At 74.3% G+C, this 16,527-nt stretch carries 15 protein-coding genes and 1 pseudogene; 9 read left to right on the top strand and 7 right to left on the bottom strand.

All coding sequences use genetic code 11. The features are described from left to right. Positions 1-63 precede the first annotated feature (63 nt). The 5 genes from ABZ934_RS12930 (at position 64) to ABZ934_RS12950 (ending at position 5,450) form a co-directional block, all read left to right on the top strand. Positions 64-1,110 (top strand): cation diffusion facilitator family transporter, encoded by a 1,047-nt coding sequence (locus tag ABZ934_RS12930; RefSeq protein WP_361312105.1) that lies wholly within the window; start codon positions 64-66, stop codon positions 1,108-1,110. Positions 1,111-1,140: 30 nt separating this feature from the next. Then, complete coding sequence (locus ABZ934_RS12935; RefSeq protein WP_361312106.1) at positions 1,141-1,674, top strand: NUDIX domain-containing protein; 534 nt, start codon at positions 1,141-1,143, stop codon at positions 1,672-1,674. Positions 1,675-1,711: 37 nt separating this feature from the next. Then, on the top strand, positions 1,712-2,968 hold the full coding sequence (locus ABZ934_RS12940; RefSeq protein ID WP_361312108.1) for a Tm-1-like ATP-binding domain-containing protein: 1,257 nt from the start codon (positions 1,712-1,714) through the stop codon (positions 2,966-2,968). Positions 2,969-3,132: 164 nt separating this feature from the next. Next, the gene (locus tag ABZ934_RS12945) at positions 3,133-4,749 is read left to right on the top strand and encodes a serine/threonine-protein kinase (protein WP_361312109.1); all 1,617 of its coding nucleotides are present in this window, start codon (positions 3,133-3,135) and stop codon (positions 4,747-4,749) included. After that, positions 4,746-5,450: a hypothetical protein gene (locus ABZ934_RS12950; RefSeq protein WP_361312110.1), complete on the top strand. Its 705-nt coding sequence runs from the start codon at positions 4,746-4,748 to the stop codon at positions 5,448-5,450. Before ABZ934_RS12945 ends, ABZ934_RS12950 begins: the two co-directional genes overlap by 4 nt. Positions 5,451-5,636: 186 nt before the next feature. On the opposite strand, the gene ABZ934_RS12955 is transcribed toward ABZ934_RS12950, so the two are convergent. Next, positions 5,637-6,926 (bottom strand): bifunctional GNAT family N-acetyltransferase/ATP-binding protein, encoded by a 1,290-nt coding sequence (locus tag ABZ934_RS12955; RefSeq protein ID WP_361312111.1) that lies wholly within the window; start codon positions 6,924-6,926, stop codon positions 5,637-5,639. Between the two features lie 283 nt (positions 6,927-7,209). Between ABZ934_RS12955 and ABZ934_RS12960 the strand changes: the two genes are divergently transcribed. After that, positions 7,210-7,977: a trypsin-like serine protease gene (locus ABZ934_RS12960; protein WP_361312113.1), complete on the top strand. Its 768-nt coding sequence runs from the start codon at positions 7,210-7,212 to the stop codon at positions 7,975-7,977. Between the two features lie 3 nt (positions 7,978-7,980). Here the strand turns inward: ABZ934_RS12960 and ABZ934_RS12965 are convergent, their stop codons facing one another. From ABZ934_RS12965 to ABZ934_RS12990, 6 genes and pseudogenes are all read right to left on the bottom strand, one after another. Then, entirely contained in the window at positions 7,981-8,469 is a 489-nt protein-coding gene (locus ABZ934_RS12965; protein WP_361312114.1) for an NUDIX domain-containing protein, read from the bottom strand. Between the two features lie 37 nt (positions 8,470-8,506). Beyond that, a complete protein-coding gene (gene lnt, locus ABZ934_RS12970) occupies positions 8,507-10,108 on the bottom strand; it encodes an apolipoprotein N-acyltransferase (protein ID WP_361312115.1) in 1,602 nt (533 codons plus the stop codon). 46 nt (positions 10,109-10,154) lie between these two features. Further along, on the bottom strand, positions 10,155-10,670 hold the full coding sequence (locus ABZ934_RS12975) for a hypothetical protein (protein WP_361312116.1): 516 nt from the start codon (positions 10,668-10,670) through the stop codon (positions 10,155-10,157). A gap of 73 nt (positions 10,671-10,743) precedes the next feature. Next, a pseudogene (locus ABZ934_RS12980) lies at positions 10,744-11,369 on the bottom strand (FAD-dependent monooxygenase); the annotation flags it as partial. 332 nt (positions 11,370-11,701) lie between these two features. Beyond that, positions 11,702-12,049, bottom strand: coding sequence for a VOC family protein (locus ABZ934_RS12985; RefSeq protein ID WP_361312118.1), 348 nt, complete (start codon positions 12,047-12,049; stop codon positions 11,702-11,704). A gap of 122 nt (positions 12,050-12,171) precedes the next feature. Continuing rightward, entirely contained in the window at positions 12,172-12,963 is a 792-nt protein-coding gene (locus ABZ934_RS12990) for an aspartate/glutamate racemase family protein (protein ID WP_361312119.1), read from the bottom strand. A gap of 610 nt (positions 12,964-13,573) precedes the next feature. Between ABZ934_RS12990 and ABZ934_RS12995 the strand changes: the two genes are divergently transcribed. The 3 genes from ABZ934_RS12995 to ABZ934_RS13005 all read left to right on the top strand — a co-directional run bounded on the left by ABZ934_RS12995 (position 13,574) and on the right by ABZ934_RS13005 (position 16,426). Continuing rightward, positions 13,574-14,746, top strand: a complete 1,173-nt coding sequence (locus ABZ934_RS12995) for a glycosyltransferase (RefSeq protein ID WP_361312121.1) — start codon at positions 13,574-13,576, stop codon at positions 14,744-14,746. Positions 14,747-15,013: 267 nt separating this feature from the next. Continuing rightward, on the top strand, positions 15,014-15,544 hold the full coding sequence (locus tag ABZ934_RS13000; protein WP_361312122.1) for a DUF6643 family protein: 531 nt from the start codon (positions 15,014-15,016) through the stop codon (positions 15,542-15,544). A 57-nt stretch (positions 15,545-15,601) separates the two neighbouring features. After that, complete coding sequence (locus ABZ934_RS13005; protein ID WP_361312124.1) at positions 15,602-16,426, top strand: MOSC N-terminal beta barrel domain-containing protein; 825 nt, start codon at positions 15,602-15,604, stop codon at positions 16,424-16,426. Positions 16,427-16,527: the final 101 nt, after the last annotated feature.

The following is a 16,527-nucleotide window of genomic DNA, read 5'->3' on the forward strand; positions in this document are numbered from 1 at the left end:
TTTGCCGATGCGCGCGAGGTGCGCTTCACTTCAGGCGTCGGAACCGAACAAACGGGGGACGCCATGACCGGGCACGACCACGGGCACGACCACCGGCACGCCGGGGATACCGGGCACTCGGATTCCGGGCACGGTGGGCACGCCGGGCACGGCCACGGGGTGGCCGCGGACGCCGACCGGCGCTGGCTGGCCATCGCCCTCGGCCTGATCGGCGGCTTCATGGCCGTCGAGGTGGTCGTCGGCGTCCTGGCCCAGTCGCTGGCACTGATCTCCGACGCCGCCCACATGCTGACCGACGCCGTCTCGATCGTCCTCGCGCTGATCGCGATGCGGCTCGCCGCCCGCCCGGCGCGCGGCGGGTTCACCTACGGCCTCAAGCGCGCGGAGATACTCTCCGCCCAGGCGAACGGGCTGACCCTGCTGCTGCTGGCGGTGTGGCTGGCGTACGAGGCGGTGCGGCGGCTGATCGATCCGCCGGCGGTGGAGGGCGGCCTGGTCCTGGTCACGGCGCTGGCGGGCATCGTCGTCAATGTGGCGGCGGCCTGGTGCATCTCGAAGGCGAACCGGACCTCCCTGGCCGTGGAGGGCGCCTACCAGCACATCCTGAACGACCTGTTCGCCTTCATCGGGACCGCCGTGGCCGGTTTGATCGTGTTGACCACCGGTTTCCGCCAGGCCGACTCGATCGCCTCGCTGGTCGTGGTGGTGCTGATGGTCAAGGCGGGTTACGGCCTGGTCCGCGAGTCCGGCCGGATCCTTCTGGAGGCCGCCCCGGCGAGCACGGACCCGGACGCGGTCGGGGACCGCCTCGTCGGGCACCCGCCGGTGACCGAGGTGCACGACCTGCACATCTGGACGATCACGTCCGGGCAGGCGGCGCTCTCCGCGCACGTGCTCGTGGAGCCGGCCGGCGACTGCCACGCCGTACGCCGGGACCTGGAGCGGCTGCTGGAGAAGGAGTACGGGATCACCCACACGACCCTCCAGGTGGACCACGTCCAGGAGGCCCTGCTGTCGGTCGGCCGCGCCGGGGAGGACGCGCGGGGGCTCGATCCGCACTGCGCGGACGCGCACGGGCCGGTCCACCGTGAAGGCCCGCACGATCATTGACGGAACGCGCGGCGGGGCATACATGGCCCCATGACGCAAAAGCGCAGCGCCGGGCTGCTCCTGTTCCGCGAGGTCGGGACCCCTGCCGACACCGGAGCCGACGACGCGGTCGAGGGCGGGGCCACGGCGGAGGCCGGGGTCGAGGTACTGCTGGGCCATCTGGGCGGACCACTGTGGGAGCGGCGCGACGCCGGGGGGTGGGGCATCCCCAAGGGCGAGTACGGCCCGGACGAGGAACCGCTGGACGCGGCCCGCCGCGAGTTCACCGAGGAGATCGGCCTGCCCGCGCCCGAGGGCCCGTACCTGCCGCTCGGCGAGATCCGGATGGCCGGTGGGAAACTCGTCACGGTCTGGGCGGTACGGGCCGACCTGGACCCGGCGCTGATGGCGCCCGGCACCTTCACCATGGAGTGGCCTCCACACTCCGGCCGGCAGGCGGAGTTCCCGGAACTGGACCGGGTGGCCTGGTTCCCTCCCCCGGTGGCCAGAAACAAGCTCATCGCAGGCCAAGTTCCCTTCCTGGAGCGGTTGTTGCACGAATTGGAGAGGTTGACCCGACCTTGACTTGCCAACAAACGACCCCTGCCTGGACATTGCACATATGACGAATGTCGTGCTGGTGGGAACCCTGGACACCAAGGGTGTCGAGTACGGCTGGCTGCGCGAGAGGCTGCTGCGCGCCGGCGTCGAAGTGATCACGGTCGACACAGGAATCATGGGCGAGCCCCGGATCCCCGCGCAGGTACCGCGTGAGGCGGTCGCGCGGGCGGCGGGGACGGAACTGACGGAACTACGGGCTGCCGCCGACCGGGGCGCCGCCGTCACCACCATGGCCCAGGGCGCCGAGGCGACGCTGTTACGCCTGCACGCCGAGGGCCGGCTCCACGGGGTCCTCGCGATCGGCGGCAGCGGGGGGACCTCCATCGCCACCCGGGCGATGCGCGCCCTGCCCCTGGGCGTACCGAAGCTGATGGTCTCCTCCATGGCCTCCGGCGACGTGGCCCCGTACATCGGCTCCGCGGACATCACGATGATGTACAGCGTCGTGGACATCGCGGGGATCAACAGCGTCTCCGCCCCGGTGCTGACCAACGCGGTGGAGGCGATCGCCGCCATGGCCAAGGGCTATGCCCGGGCCGGGCTGGAGCAGCGCCGTCCGGCCCGGCTGGGAGCGGGTTCACGGCCGCTGATCGCCGCGAGCATGGCGGGCGTCACCACGATCGGCGTGGACGCGGCCCGGGAGCGGCTGACCGAACTCGGCTACGAGGTGCTGGTCTTCCACGTCAGCGGCAGCGGCGGGCGCACCCTGGAGAAGCTGGCCGGTCAGGGCATCTTCGCGGGCGTCCTCGACCTCACCCTCAGCGAACTCGCCGACGACCTGTGCGGGGGCATCCTCACCGCCGGCCCCGACCGGCTGAGCGCGGCCGGGCGGGCCGGTGTCCCGCAGGTGGTGAGCCTGGGCGCGCTGGACATGGTGAAGTTCGGCCCGTTGGAGAGCCTTCCCGAACGGGTCCGCTACCGGCGGGTCCGCGTCCACAACCCCTCGATCACCGTCATCCGTACGACCGCGACCGAATGCGCGGAACTCGGCCGCCGGGTCGCCGCCAAGCTCCGGGTGGCGACCGGGCCCACGGAGGTGTGCGTCCCACTGCGCGGACTGTCGACCCTGGGCGCCCCCGGCGGCCCCTACCATGACCCCGGCGCGGACCGGGCCCTGTTCACGGCACTGCGCGACGGATTGCGGGGCAGCGCCGCCCGGCTGCACGACTACGACACCCACATCAACGATCCGTCCTTCGGACGGGCCGCCGCCGATCGGCTGCACGCCATGATCGGCGCGGAACGCGCCGTGGCCTGACCCCTACCGCCTCACCCCTTCCGCCCGACCCGTTCCGCTTCCGCCCGACCCGCCCCGAGACACCCCGTCCTGGCGGGAACCGGCCATGGCGGAAACCGTGTCACAGGGGGTGGCCGGCCGTACGGACCGGCGCCGGGACAGGGTGGGACCACGGAGGGGGAACGATGAACGACGTGTGGACGGTTCCCGGGTACACGCCGGTCCGGGAGTTGGGCGCGGGCGGCAGCGGCCGGGTGGTGCTCGCCGTCCACGACGCCACCGGCACGCCGGTCGCGGTGAAGTACCTCGGCGAGCGGTTGCGCGAGGACCCGGCCTTCGTCCGGGAGTTCCGGGCGGAGGCCCGGCTCCTGGGCGGCCTGCGCTCCCCGCACGTGGTGGCGCTCTACGAGTACTGCGAGTACGCCGAGGCGCCCGGCGGCGCCGCCATCGTGATGGAACTCGTCGACGGGATCTCCCTGCGCGCCCTGCTGAAGCAGTCCGGCGGCACCGTCCCGGAGGCCGCCCTGGTGCTGCTCAAGGGCTCCCTGCTGGGGCTGGCCGCCGCCCATCGGGAAGGGGTGGTGCACCGCGACTACAAGCCGGAGAACGTGCTGGTCGCGGCGGACGGCTCTTCGAAACTGGTGGACTTCGGGATCGCGGCCGGGCGCGGCACCACCCCGGGTGTCGCGGGCACCCCGGCCTACATGGCGCCCGAACAGTGGCAGGGCCGGCCGGCCTCGCCCGCGGCCGACGTGTACGCGGCCACGGCGACGTTCTTCGAGTGCGTGACGGGACACAAGCCGTTCCCGGGGACGAACTTCGCCGAGCTGGCGGTCCAGCACGTGGAAGGCCCGGTGCCGGAGTCGGAGGCGCCGGAGCCGGTCCGCCCGCTGATCCGCCGGGGTCTGGCCAAGGCGCCGGAGGAGCGGCCGGAGAACGCCGAGGCGTTCGTGGCGGAGTTGGAGCAGGTGGCGCTGGCCGGTTACGGGGCGGACTGGGAGGAGCGCGGGCAGCGGAAACTGGCGGCCCTGGCGGCGCTGCTGCCGCTGCTGTTCCCCTCGGCCGGGGCCACGGCGGCCGGCACCACCGCGCTCGCGACGACGGTCCTCCCCCCTGCGCCCGCCGGTTGGTCGCCGGGGCGGCGGGGCGCGCTCGCGGCGGCCGCGGTGCTGGTGATCGGGGCGCTCCTGGTGTTCTCGTACGAGGCCGTCGCCGGGGAGTCCGGCGGGGCGGCGCTGAGCGCGTTCGCGACGTCGAGCGCGGGCCCGCCGGGCGGTGGGGGGCCGGGGCCGGTCACGGGTGCCTCCGTGTCCGCGACGCCGACGCCCTCGGCGTCGATGTCGCCGTCGCCGTCCTCGTCGCCTTCCGCGTCCGTCTCCCCTTCGGCCTCGGCTTCGCCGTCCGGGACGCCGAGTTCGAGCCAGAGCCCGACGCCCACCAAGCCGACCCCCACCGTGAAGCCGAGCCCGAGCCCGACGGTCACCGTCTCCGGGATCGAGGCCACCTTGCTGACCGGCCCGAGCACCGGACAGGTGACGGTGTCCCTCGATGTGAAGGGCGGCCCGGCGACGGTGGTACTGGAGTGGTTCCTCGGAAATGACCTCGCGGACCTGCGCGTCGCGGACGGCACGGACTCCGTGCCCGTGCGGGCCGGTACGGGGCCGGTGACCCGCGCCCACACCTTCACACGTGGGGCGGGCTGCTACCTGAGCGTCCGCGTCACCACGACACCGTCCGCCGGAAAGCCCGTGATCGTCTCGAAGCCCATCCCCAGGTGCGTGAAGCCGGAGCCGCCGCGATGAACGATCCCCACCCCCCGGAGGGCGACGACTACAGCGCCACGGTCCTCGGCAGCCACTGGTTCAGCGGCCCGCCGCAGCCGCCGACCGACGCACGGCGCCAGGACGTTCCCGCCCAGCGGCACGACGGCGGCCCCACCGACAGTGGGCTGCCGGGCGGCACCCTGCGGTTCGACACCCCCCGGACCGTCCCCGGCGCCGCGCCCGACCGGGTCGACGGGCCGGTGCTGCGGTTCGGCCCCGGGGTCACCGCGGCGATCCCCGCGCCGTTCCCGGTGACCGTGCCGGCGGCGGCCCCGGGCCGCCGCCGGGGCCAGTGGCGTCGGTACACCCTGGCCGCCGTGGTCCTGGCCGCGGTCCTCGCCTACCTGGGCTGGCAGCGGTTCGGCCCCGCCCTCGCCGTCCGGGACGTGGCGGTGACCACCGACCCCGAGGGGCCCGGCTGCGACGCGGCCGCCGACGTGGTGGCCGTCGTACGGACCAACGGGCGCCCCGGAACCTTGACCTACCACTGGGAGCGCAGCGACGGGACCCGATCCGAGCAGCTCACCGAACGGGTGCCGAGCGGGCAAAAGGAGGCCCGACTGCACCTGCTGTGGACCTTCCAAGGGGTCGGCACGCACGCCGCGCGGGCCGAGCTGCGCCTCGATGCGCCGGGGCGGCGCGCCGACGCCGTCGAGTTCACCTACCGCTGCCGGGCGTAGGCCCGGTCCGGCTCCCGGGCCGCGGTATCCGGCGTCCGGGTTCCGGGTTCCGGGTTCCGGCAGGGGCCCGCGCGCGGGAAGGCCCGCGACCGCTCGGGGGAGCTGCGGCCGCGGGCCGACCTGGCCGGCCTGTCCGTGGCAGGCACGTCTGTGGTGGGCACGCCGGTGACGCGCGTGCCCGGCGGGTCAGAAGCGGGCGTGCGCCGTGATGTCCGCCGCGAACTCACCCGTCATGGCCGGGGTCACCGTCGGCCGGCACTGCGCGACCGCCGCCAGGTAGTCCCCCGTGCTCGCCCCCGGTTGCGCGGCCGCCGCGCCGCGCGCGCCCACCGCCTCCAGGTCCCGCTCGAAGGAGACCTGTGCCGCGATGCGCGCCGCGTGCTCGATGTCGGCCGGGGTGAACAGTTCGGTCGCCTCCACCAGCGCCGCCACGTCGACGTCCGGGCGCCCCGCCGTGTGGCGGGACCAGATCGCGGCGCGCGCCCCGGCGTCCGGGGTGCCGATCGGGATCAGGTAGTCGAAGCGCCCGGGCCGCAGGAAGGCGGGGTCCAGGGAGCGGATGGAGTTGGTGGCGCATACCAGCAGCCGCTCGTCGCCCTCCCGGAAGCCGGGGATGAGCTTGAGCAGCTCGTTCGTCACGCCATGGATGCCGCCGGGCTGCGCCGGCTCGGTCCGTACGGGTGCGATCTCCTCGACCTCGTCGATGAAGACGAGGACCCGCTCCAGCTCGGCGATCCGGGCGAAGGCGTCGCGCAGCGCGGCGGCCAGGTTGCCCTCGTCGGCGAGCCGGGAGGGCAACAGCTCCACGAAGGGCCAGCCGAGGCGGGAGGCGATGGCGCGGGCGAAGGTGGTCTTGCCGGTGCCGGGCGGCCCGAAGAGGGTGATGGCGCGCGGCGGTCGCACCCCGTGCGCGGCGGCCCGTTCGGGCTCGGCGAGCGGGAGGACCACCCGGCGCTCGATGAGGTCCTTCTCCTTCTCCATCCCGGCGACCTTCGCCCACAGGTCGTTGGGCAGGAACCGGCCGCCGAGGTCGTCGAGGAGGCCGGCCGCCGGTCCGTGCAACGGCTCGGTCTTCTCGAAGTAGGCGACGGCGGGCTGACGGGTGTAGCCGGCGTTGAGCAGCCCTTCGCCCAGCAGGTCCTCCTCGGGCAGGACGTAAGCGATCCGCCCCACGCGGGCGGCGATCAGCCGCCGCTCCAGCTCGACGAGCAGTGCGCTGGCCAGGCCGCGGCCGCGCCAGCCCGCTGCGATGGCGATGCGCATCACCCAGGCGCGTTCCCCGGTGACACAGGCGAGGGCGGCGCCGATCGGGACGCCCTGGTGGACGGCGACCACACAGGGCTGCCGGTCGGTGAGCGCGCTGATGCACTCGGCGAGCGAGAAGACGGACTCCTGGCCGAGTTCCGCCGTGGTGTCGATCAGATGGACGACCGCGGCGAGATCGCTCTCGCGGTAATCGTGGATCAGCCAGTTCACCGGGTACCGCCCCTCGTTCGTGCTCCTGCGGCGAGGCTAGGGGCGCCCGGGCCACGTGATCACCCTCCGCAGTGCACAACACCGGCGCCGGAAACCGTCCGGGTCGTCCATAGACTCGCCGGTTCCGTCCGCGGACTCGTGCCTTTCGTCCGGGGACGTGTCGGAAATGCGCGCCGTTTCGGCACTTCCCACATGCCCGATCCGGGATTCACAGCGGATTCTTATGGAATCGGGGGCGCCGGCCACAGGCTTGCTGGGCAGGCTCAGGTGCATGATCCGCCGCATGCTCCCCCGACAGGCCGCCCCCACCGGCTCCTCCCGCGTCCGGCGGGCGTCCCGGGTCCTGCTCGCGCTGGCGGCGATGGCCGCGCTGCTGAGCGTCGATCTGCCGGACGCCGGGGCCGCGCCGCCGCTCGGCATCACCGCGCGGGCTGACCGCGGCATCGCCGCCGACCGGGTGGGCGCGCTGTTCGCGGGTGGCCTGGACGGGGGGCACTTCTGCACCGCCGCCGTGGTGCACAGCGACGACCGGAGCGTGATCGCCACCGCCGCGCACTGCCTGGACAACCCCGACAGCACGGTGTTCGCACCGGGCTACCGGGACGGGAAGGCCCCGTACGGGCTGTGGAAGGTGACCGGCGTGTACGTCGCGCCACGCTGGACGCAGGAGCGGGATCCGGACGAGGACGTGGCGTTCGCGTCGGTCGCCCCGACCTCGGGGTCCCGGCAGGTGGAGGACGCGGTGGGCGGCTTCCCCGTGGCGTCCGAACAGCCGGCGGACGCGACGGTGACGATCGTCGGCTACCCGAGCGGTGACGATTCCCCGCTGCGCTGCACCAACGCCACGAGCCTGTTCTCGCCGACCCAGCGCCGCATCGACTGTCCCGACCTCAGCAGCGGCACGAGCGGCAGCCCCTGGCTGGTGAACGGCGCGCTGGCCGGGGTGCTGGGCGGGTACGAGGAAGGCGGCCTGGCCCCTGAGGTGTCGTACAGCGCGGTGATGGGCGACCAGGCCGTGGAGCTGTACCGCGAGGCGGCGGTCGCGGGCTGAGCCTCAGCCGGCGGTCGGGTCCGGGGGCTGGAACCAGGTGGGTTCGTCGCGCAGTGCCCGCCGGACGCGCCGCACGGCGAAGGGCTCCAGCGGGGGCAGGGCGTCCGCGGCGAACCAGCCGACTTCCAGCAGCTCGCCGTCGTGCGGGCGGGCCTCACCGCCGGTGGCGCGGCAGCGGAAGGTGATGTCCTGGAACTGGCAGACGTCCCCGTTGGGGTAGGTGATCGGTTCCAACATCTCGACGAGAACGACCCGCTCGGCGACGCACCGCACGGCGGTCTCCTCGTACACCTCGCGCACCGCCGTCTCGGCGGGCTGCTCCCCCGGTTCGGCGATGCCGCCGATCACCGACCAGAGGCCGGTGTCGGCGCGGCGGCCGAGCAGGATCCGGTCGCGGTCGTCGACGACGATGGCGGTGACGCCGGGCAGCAGGAGCAGCAGGTGCCCCGCGCCGGCCTCGCGGATCGCGCGTATGTAGTCAGGTGTGGTCATGGCCCGACCCTACGAGGTCGGGTGTCGGTCACCCGCGTCATGCGGCCCGGCGGGCGCGAACCCGGCGGATCGGCACCCAGGCGAGCGCCCCGGCGGCCACCAGGAGCAGCGCGTACTCGGGCAGCGGTCCGAGCCGGGTGGCCGGGGTCGACGTCGAACGCAGCGGGATCTCGGCGACCAGCGCGTCGGCGGTGAACATCTTCGTCTGCCGGACTACCGTGCCGTCGGGCCGGATGACGGCGCTGACGCCGCTGGTGACGGGGACGAGCACGGTCCGGCTGTGTTCGACGGCCCGCACCCGGTCCATGGCCAGTTGCTGGTAGGTCATCTGGCTCCGGCCGAAGGTGGCGTTGTTGCTCGGTACGGCGATGACCTGGGCGCCGGCCTGGACGGTGGAGCGGACGGCGTCGTCGAAGGCCGCCTCGTAGCAGGTCACCATGCCGACCCGGCTGCCCGCCATGTCGAACACGCCGGGGACCTTGCCGGGGCCGAAGTCGCGGCGTACGCGGTCCACGTCCTTGCTGAAGATCCGGACGAAGGAGCGCATCGGCATGCGCTCGCCGAACGGCTGGATCTTGCGCTTGTCGTACGTCGCGGTCGGTCCCTTGACCGGGTCCCACAGGATCATCGTGTTGCGCAGCGGGCCGGTCGGCGGCTCCAGGACGGAGCCGATGGCGACGGGCACGCCGATGCGCTTGACGGCCCGGTCGATGACGTCGTGGGCGTCCTGCTGGCTGAAGGGGTCGATGTCGGAGGAGTTCTCCGGCCAGACGACGAAGTCGGGCTGCCGGACCCGGCCGGCCTTGACGTCGTCGGCGAGCAGGAGGGTGCGGTTGGCGTGGTTGTCGAGTACGGCGCGCCGCTGGGAGTTGAAATCGAACCCGGCGCGCGGAACGTTGCCCTGGACGACGGCGGCCACGGCGGTGCCGTCCTCGGCGCCGTCCGAGACCAGGGGCCGCGCCGCGAGGGCCGCGCCGACCGGGAGGGCGACGGTGAGTGCGGCGGCCGCGGCGGCGGTGCGGCTCGGCCGGGAGCGGGCGACGCGCGCGGCCTCGTACAGGCCGAATCCGCACAGGGCGATCCCGAAGGAGAGCAGCGGGGTGCCGCCCAGCGCGGCGAGCGGCAGGAAGAAGCCGTCGGCCTGGCCGAAGGCGAGCTTGCCCCAGGGGAAGCCGCCGAAGGGCGCCCGGGCGCGCAGCGCCTCGCCTGTGATCCAGAGGGCGGAGGCCCACAGCGCCCGGCCGGGAAGGGTGCCGACCAGGGCGATGCCGAGGCCGGTGAGCCCGAAGAGGAGCGCTTCGAGGGTGACGAGGGCGATCCACGGGACCGGGCCGACGCCTTCGCTGGTCCACACCAGCAGCGGCAGCAGGTAGCCGAGCCCGAAGACGAAGCCCAGGCCGAAGCCGGCCCTGGCTCGGCGGCCGCGCAGGCAGCCGGCCAGCAGGGCGAGGGAGAAGGGGGCCAACCACCACAGGGGGCGGGGCGGGAAGCTGAGGTAGAGCAGGGCCCCGGCGAGCGCGGCGAGCGCCGCCCGGGTCGGCCAGGCGCCCCGAAAGCGGTGCGGGGCGGTGGCGCCGCTCTCCGGTGCGCTGGACTGCGCGGGCTCGTTCCCGGCCGCTCGGGTGACACTGGTGCTCATTGGGCGGAGTGTACGTCCCCGCGCGCCGCGCGGTCCCTCGGGAGGCTCAGTGGGCCAGGGCGCGCAGGTGGGTGCGGATGACCCGGACGGCGTTCTCGGCGTCGTCGACGGTGACGGTGAACAGTTTGCCGTCGTCCATGCGCAGCTCAAGGCCCTCGCCCCGGCGGACGATGACGGCGGTGCCCCGCTCGGGGCGCCAGCGGTAGCCCCATCCGCCCCAGTGCTGCGGGGTGATCCGGGGTACGAACTCGGCGGAGGCCACCTCGGCGAGCCGGATGGTGCGGCGGGGCAGCCCGATGTGGCCGCAGCGGACCTCCACGGCCTGGGAGTCGACGGTGACGGCGACGTGGACGAAGGCGAGGGTGCCGAAGAGGATGAGCAGGCCGGCCGCGAGGCAACCGATCACGGACATGATCAGCGGCACCGTCCCGGAGGTCCAGCTGGCGTCGACGGCGAGCTCGATGCCGAGCGCGAGGCAGGCGGCGCCGGCCGCGGCGAGCAGCCACTGCACGCGGTTGGAGGCGCGGCCCGTCCAGAGCGGACCCGGGGGGTGACCCGTCATGGGTGCAGCGTACCCACGTCCCGCGCCGACGCCCCCCGACACGGCGCCGGCACCCCTGCCTCCTCGTGGGTGCCTACCCGGGCAGCAGCCTGACCAGGGCGTCCCGCAGCGCCGGGCGGCGGCCGGTGACGATCCGGTGCAGGCTCCGGGAGGCGAAGGCGACGCGTTGGGCGCTGCGTCGCCGCTCCTTGTCGTACGCGCGCAGGGCCGCGGGCAGCGCGGCGACGCCGTGGTCGGCGACCGCGCGGGTCGGCGCCTCGGCATCGAGCAGGGCGGTGCAGGCGCCCTGGCCGAGAGTGGGGGTCATGGCGTGGGCCGCGTCACCGACCAGGGCCGTCCGGCCGGCGGTGACGAAGGCGGGCAGGGCGGGGTGCGGGTGGCGCATCTCGTAGCGGATCCAGCCGGCGGGATCGGTCTCGGCGAGGACGCGGGGGATCGGGTCGTGCCATGCGGCGAAGGCTGCCCGCACGTCCTCTGCGGTGGTGGCCTCGGGAACGGCGGCGTACCAGTTGGTGCGACCGGTTCCACGGGGGTCATGCCGAAGAAGCGGCCCGCGCCCCAGGTTTCGCCGTAGGTCCCGGTCTCGACGTCCGCGATGCCGATCCAGGCGGCCGTGCGCAGGGTGCGTACCCGGCTGCGCGCGCTGAAGTGTGAGCCGCGGACCGCGCTGTTGATGCCGTCGGCGCCGACGACGAGGTCCGCGTCGACGGCGGCCGGGGCAGCGAGCCGGACCGGGCCGTTGCACGTGCCGCTGCCCGGGTTCGGCGGGCGGGTGCTGGACGCGGACGGACTGCGGCTGTTGGCTCAGCGGCTCGCCGGGGCCGGGGCCGGGGCCGGGGGGCGGATGGGGCGGGGTCGGCGGCGCGGGCCCGGGTGGGGTCCATCGTCGATCGACCGATGAAACGAGACGTATCGTCTCGCATCAGCCGCACGATACCCAAGGGCCGCCGCAGAGGGCCACCCGTTTGGCCCCGTCGGGCCGGAGAAGGGAGGTTGCACAGCGTTGGTTGCACAGCGTTGGTTGGACGGTGTCACGCCACCGGGTTCTCGATCAGGGTGATCCGGTTGCCGTCGGGATCGTGGACGGCGGCGAACCGCACCGCCCGCGCACCCGGCTGCACTTCCCCCGCCGTGATGCCGCGACCGGCCAACTCCGCCAGCGCCCGGTCCAGGTCGTCCACCACGAGGTTGAGCAGGGTCGTCCCCGCGTGCTCCGGGGACTGGAAGACCTGCACCCAGGCGGATGGGGAGACGTGCCAGTCGGCGAGGCCGGCCATGGGCCGCGCGTCGGCCGGCCTGCCCAGGAGCCGCTCGTACCAGGGGACGGCGGCCTCGATGTCGCCGACCGGAGCCACCGCGAGTACGTGGGTGAAGATCATGGCCTGCCGCCCTTCGGTCGCGTGAGGTTCCCGTCCCCCTTACGACTCCGTCAGGGCGGGAAACTCATCGCCGGCGCGACACGCCCGAACAGGCCGGGCCGGGACCGGGGCCCCGGGTCGGCTCAGTGCGCGAGCGGCGCGCCCTCCGCGAGCAGCCGGCCTTCGGCGTAGCCGAGTGCGGCGGCCGGGAGGGGCCCCTGCTGCCCGCCGAGCAGGACGGTCAGCCCGCCGGTGCGGGGCAGACCCGGCTCCGGGCGGGCGCCGATGCGGCGCAGCGCCTGTACGGCGACCGCCTCGGCGGAGCCGTGGAAGACGAGCTCCGCCCCGCCGGTCCGTTCGGCGAGGGCGGCCCGGATCGGCGCCTCGACCAGCTCGTAGTGCGTGCAGCCGAGTACGACGTCGGTGACGTCGGCCGGGGTCAGCGCGGCGGCCGCGGCGACGGCCCGCACGACGGCCTCCTGGTCGCCGCGCTCGACGGCGTCGGCGAGGCCGGGGCAGGGCACTTCGGTGACCTGGGCTCCGGCGGCGAACTCGGCGATCAGCCCGCGCTGGTACGGGCTCCCGGTGGTGGCCGGTGTGGCCCAGATGGCGACCCGGCCGCCCGAAGCCGCGGCCGGCTTGATCGCGGGCACGGTGCCGATGACGGGGATGGCGGGTTCCAGCGCCGCGCGCAGGGCGGGCAGGCTGTGCACGGAGGCGGTGTTGCAGGCGACGACCAGGGCGTCCGGGCGGTGCTCGGCGGCGGCCCGGGCCACGTCGAGAGCCCGCCCGGTGAGATCGGCGGGAGTACGCGGCCCCCAGGGCATCCCGTCGGGGTCGCTGGACAGCAGCAGATCGGCGTCGGGCCGCAGCCGTCGCATCGCGGCGGCCGCCGCGAGGAGGCCGATTCCGGAGTCCATGAGGGCGATCTTCACCTGGTCACCTTAAACGACGCGGACCGCCACCCCCGCGACCTCGCCCCCTCGCCCGGCCTCCCCCCACCCCCGCGCCACTCCACGACCGAGCGTGCCGCACCGGCCTGCCGGCCCGGACGGGCCGCCTCCCCGAGGCCGTCGTCTCGACGCCGTCACCTCGACGCCGTGGCCCTCGGCTTCGATGCCTTCGTCCTCGCCTTCGCCACGCCGCGCCTCCGGGCGACCACCGGTAGCCCGCCCAGGCGCAGGCAGCCGGCCGGCGGGCCGCACCGGACCTGCGGCCCGCAGACGCGGGCCCTGCCGGCCGTCCCCGTGGGGCAGGCCTTCGGCCGGGCCGTACCTGGCGCACCGCGGCGCGGCGCCCGCTCCGGCCGCGCCGGCCCGACCGCCCGGCCCGCGGCGCATCGGCCGACGTGCCCGGTGCCCGGGGGTCTCCACCGGTGACCACCGAGCGCCCCCGGCGCCGTCGCCCCCGCGTGCGCTCAGCCCCACTGCCGGGACGGCGACCACCCGGCCCCCGCACGCCGCCCACCCCTCACGCCCCGCACGCGCGGGGCGCCACGGCGTCCGGGTGCGCGACAGGCCGCTTCCGGTTCGGCACACTGCGGCCATGGGCCTCCTCCTCACCGCCGCCTACGCCTCCCTCGCCGCCTGGCTCTGGCTCACGTTCGCCCAGGGCATGTTCTGGCGCACCGACGTCCGCCTCCCCCCGCGCACCGCCCCCGCCCGCTGGCCGTCCGTCGCGATCATCGTCCCGGCCAGGGACGAGGCGGAGGTGCTGCCCCGCAGCCTGCCCTCGCTCCTCGCCCAGGACTACCCAGGCGCCGCCGAGGTGATCCTGGTGGACGACGGCAGCACGGACGGCACGGCGGACCTCGCCCGGCGCCTGGCCGGGGAGCTCCCGGGGCTGCCCCTCACCGTCGTCTCCCCCGGCGCCCCGGAGGCCGGCTGGACCGGCAAGCTCTGGGCGCTGCGCCACGGCATCGCGCACGCGCGCACCGCCCGCCCCACCGAGCCCGAGTACCTCCTGCTCACCGACGCCGACATCGCGCACGAGCCGGACAGCCTGCGCGAACTCGTCGCCGCCGCGACCTCCGCCCACCTCGACCTGGTCTCCCTGATGGCGCGGCTGCGGGTGGCCACGTTCTGGGAGCGGCTCGTCGTACCGGCCTTCGTCTACTTCTTCGCGCAGTTGTACCCCTTCCGCCGGATCAACCGCCCCGCCGGGCGCACGGCCGCGGCGGCCGGCGGCTGCGTGCTCCTGCGTACGGAGGCCGCCGTCCGCGCGGGGGTGCCCGACTCGATCCGGCAGGCGGTGATCGACGACGTCTCGCTCGCCCGGGCCGTCCGGCGCTCGGGCGGCCGGATCTGGCTCGGGCTGGCGGAGCGCGTGGACAGCGTGCGCCCGTACCCGGAGCTGGGTGACCTGTGGCGGATGGTCTCGCGGAGCGCGTACGCCCAACTGCGCCACCAACCGCTGCTGCTGGCGGGGACGGTGGCCGGGCTGGCGCTCGTCTACCTGGTGCCGCCGGCCGCGCTGTTCACCGGGCTCGCCCTGGACCGTCCGGCCGTGGCGTGGGCGGGGGGCGCGGCCTGGCTGCTGATGACCGGCACCTACCTGCCGATGCTGCGCTACTACCGCCAGCCCGCCGCCCTCGCGCCGCTGCTTCCGTTCACGGCCCTGCTCTACCTCCTGATGACCGTCGACTCGGCCGTCCTGCACTACCGGGGCCGGGGCGCCGCGTGGAAGGGCCGGACCTATGCCCGGCCGAGCGACGCCTGACCCGGCGTCGGCCGGTCGCGGGCCGACTGAAGGGGCGTCATACGAGGTCACACGAGGGATTCCGGATCGTGACGGTGCGTCAACAGCAAGTGTGTGCAACACCCAACCGGTGAGTACGAGTAGGAACAAGGTGGGATGGAAGTGGCGAATCGTGCACGCGAACGTGAAGTGAAAGCTGTGGCCCTGACCTGCGAATATGCAGGTCAGGGCGGTGTTGACGACACCTCGCTATGGACCCCGTGAAGTCGTGGGCTTAACTTAGGTCCCATGACCTCCCCCCGCTCCACTTATGGCGGCGGTTACTACTCCGCGCCCTCCTTCCCGGACACCCCCATCTACGACTCCCTCGTCGCCGAACGCGGCACTCCGCAGATCGCCCCGATCCGCGTTCCGGCCGCCTACGACACCCCCGGTTCCGGTTACTCGAGCGGTGGGTACCTGCCGGCCCTCCCGTCCGCCCTGCCCGCCCTGCCGTCCGCGCCCTCGATGCCCCAGCAGCAGAGCGCCCCGGCGTACGGGTACCCCTACCAGCAGCAGCCCGCACCGCAGATGCAGATGCAGATGCAGTCCCAGATGCCCGTGCCCCTGCAGCACGCGCCCGCTCCCTTCGTGCCGCAGCAGCAGCCGGTAGGCGCCCGCGCCGGATACGCCCCGCAGCCGCAGCAGCCGCGCCCGGTCGCTACCGGCACCGGGTACGAGGCCATGCGCCCGGCCGCCCCGCGACCGATGCAGGCGCCCGCGCAGGTCCCCTCGTACGAGGACCCGTACGGCCGGCCGTACCAGGGGCGCGGCTACTAGGCGGGGCCGCTCGGAGGTGCCGGGGTCCGCGGGGGCGGCGACTGGCAAGATGCACTCATGTCGAACTTGTACGTCCAGTCGCTCCACGTCCATCCCGTCAAGTCGGTGGCTGGGATCGCTCCCGACGCGGTGGCCGTGGAGCCCTGGGGGCTCGCGGGTGACCGCCGATGGGCCGTGATCGACGTCGAGGGCGCGATCATCACGCAACGCCAACAGGCCCGGCTGGCGTTGGCTTCGGCCCGCCCGCTGGAGGGCGGCCGGGTGGCGCTTTCGGCCCCGGGCATGGCGGATCTGATCGTGGAGGTGCCGGAGGCCGGTCCGCTGGAGCCGGTCGTCCTGTTCGGCAAGAAGATCGAGACCGTGGTCGCGGCGAGGACCGCGGCCGACTGGTTTTCGGCCTACCTCGACCTGCCGGCCCGTCTGGTGCACCTGGACGACCCCGCCGTACGCCGGCCCGTGGACCCGGACTACGCGTTGCCGGGCGAGACGGTGAGCCTCGCGGACGGGTATCCGCTGCTGGTCACCACCCTCGCCTCGCTGGACGCCCTGAACGCGTTGATCGCCGAGGGCGATCATCCGGAGGAGGGGCCGCTGCCGATGAACCGTTTCCGCCCCAGCCTGGTCGTGGCCGGCGCCGAGGCGTGGGCCGAGGACGGATGGCGGCGCGTCGCCGTCGGCGACGCCGTGTTCCGCGGGGTGCGGGAGTGCGGGCGGTGCGTCGTCACGACCACCGACCAGGTGACCGGGGAACGCGGCAAGGAGCCGCTGAAGACACTTGCCAGGCACCGGCGCATCGGGAAGTCCCTGGCGTTCGGACGGCAACTGGTGCCGGTCCGGCTGGGGACGGTGCGCGTCGGCGACGAGGTCCGCGTTCTGGAATAACACCTTCGAGGGGCTCCGCCCGCCCCGGGGAACCAGCGGGCACGGCGGCACCGTTGGATCATTCGAGACGCTGGGGCAGCGGCCGGGGTCGGGGCACGGGG

The organism is Streptomyces sp. NPDC046557 (assembly GCF_040645975.1).
Taxonomy (GTDB): domain Bacteria; phylum Actinomycetota; class Actinomycetes; order Streptomycetales; family Streptomycetaceae; genus Streptomyces.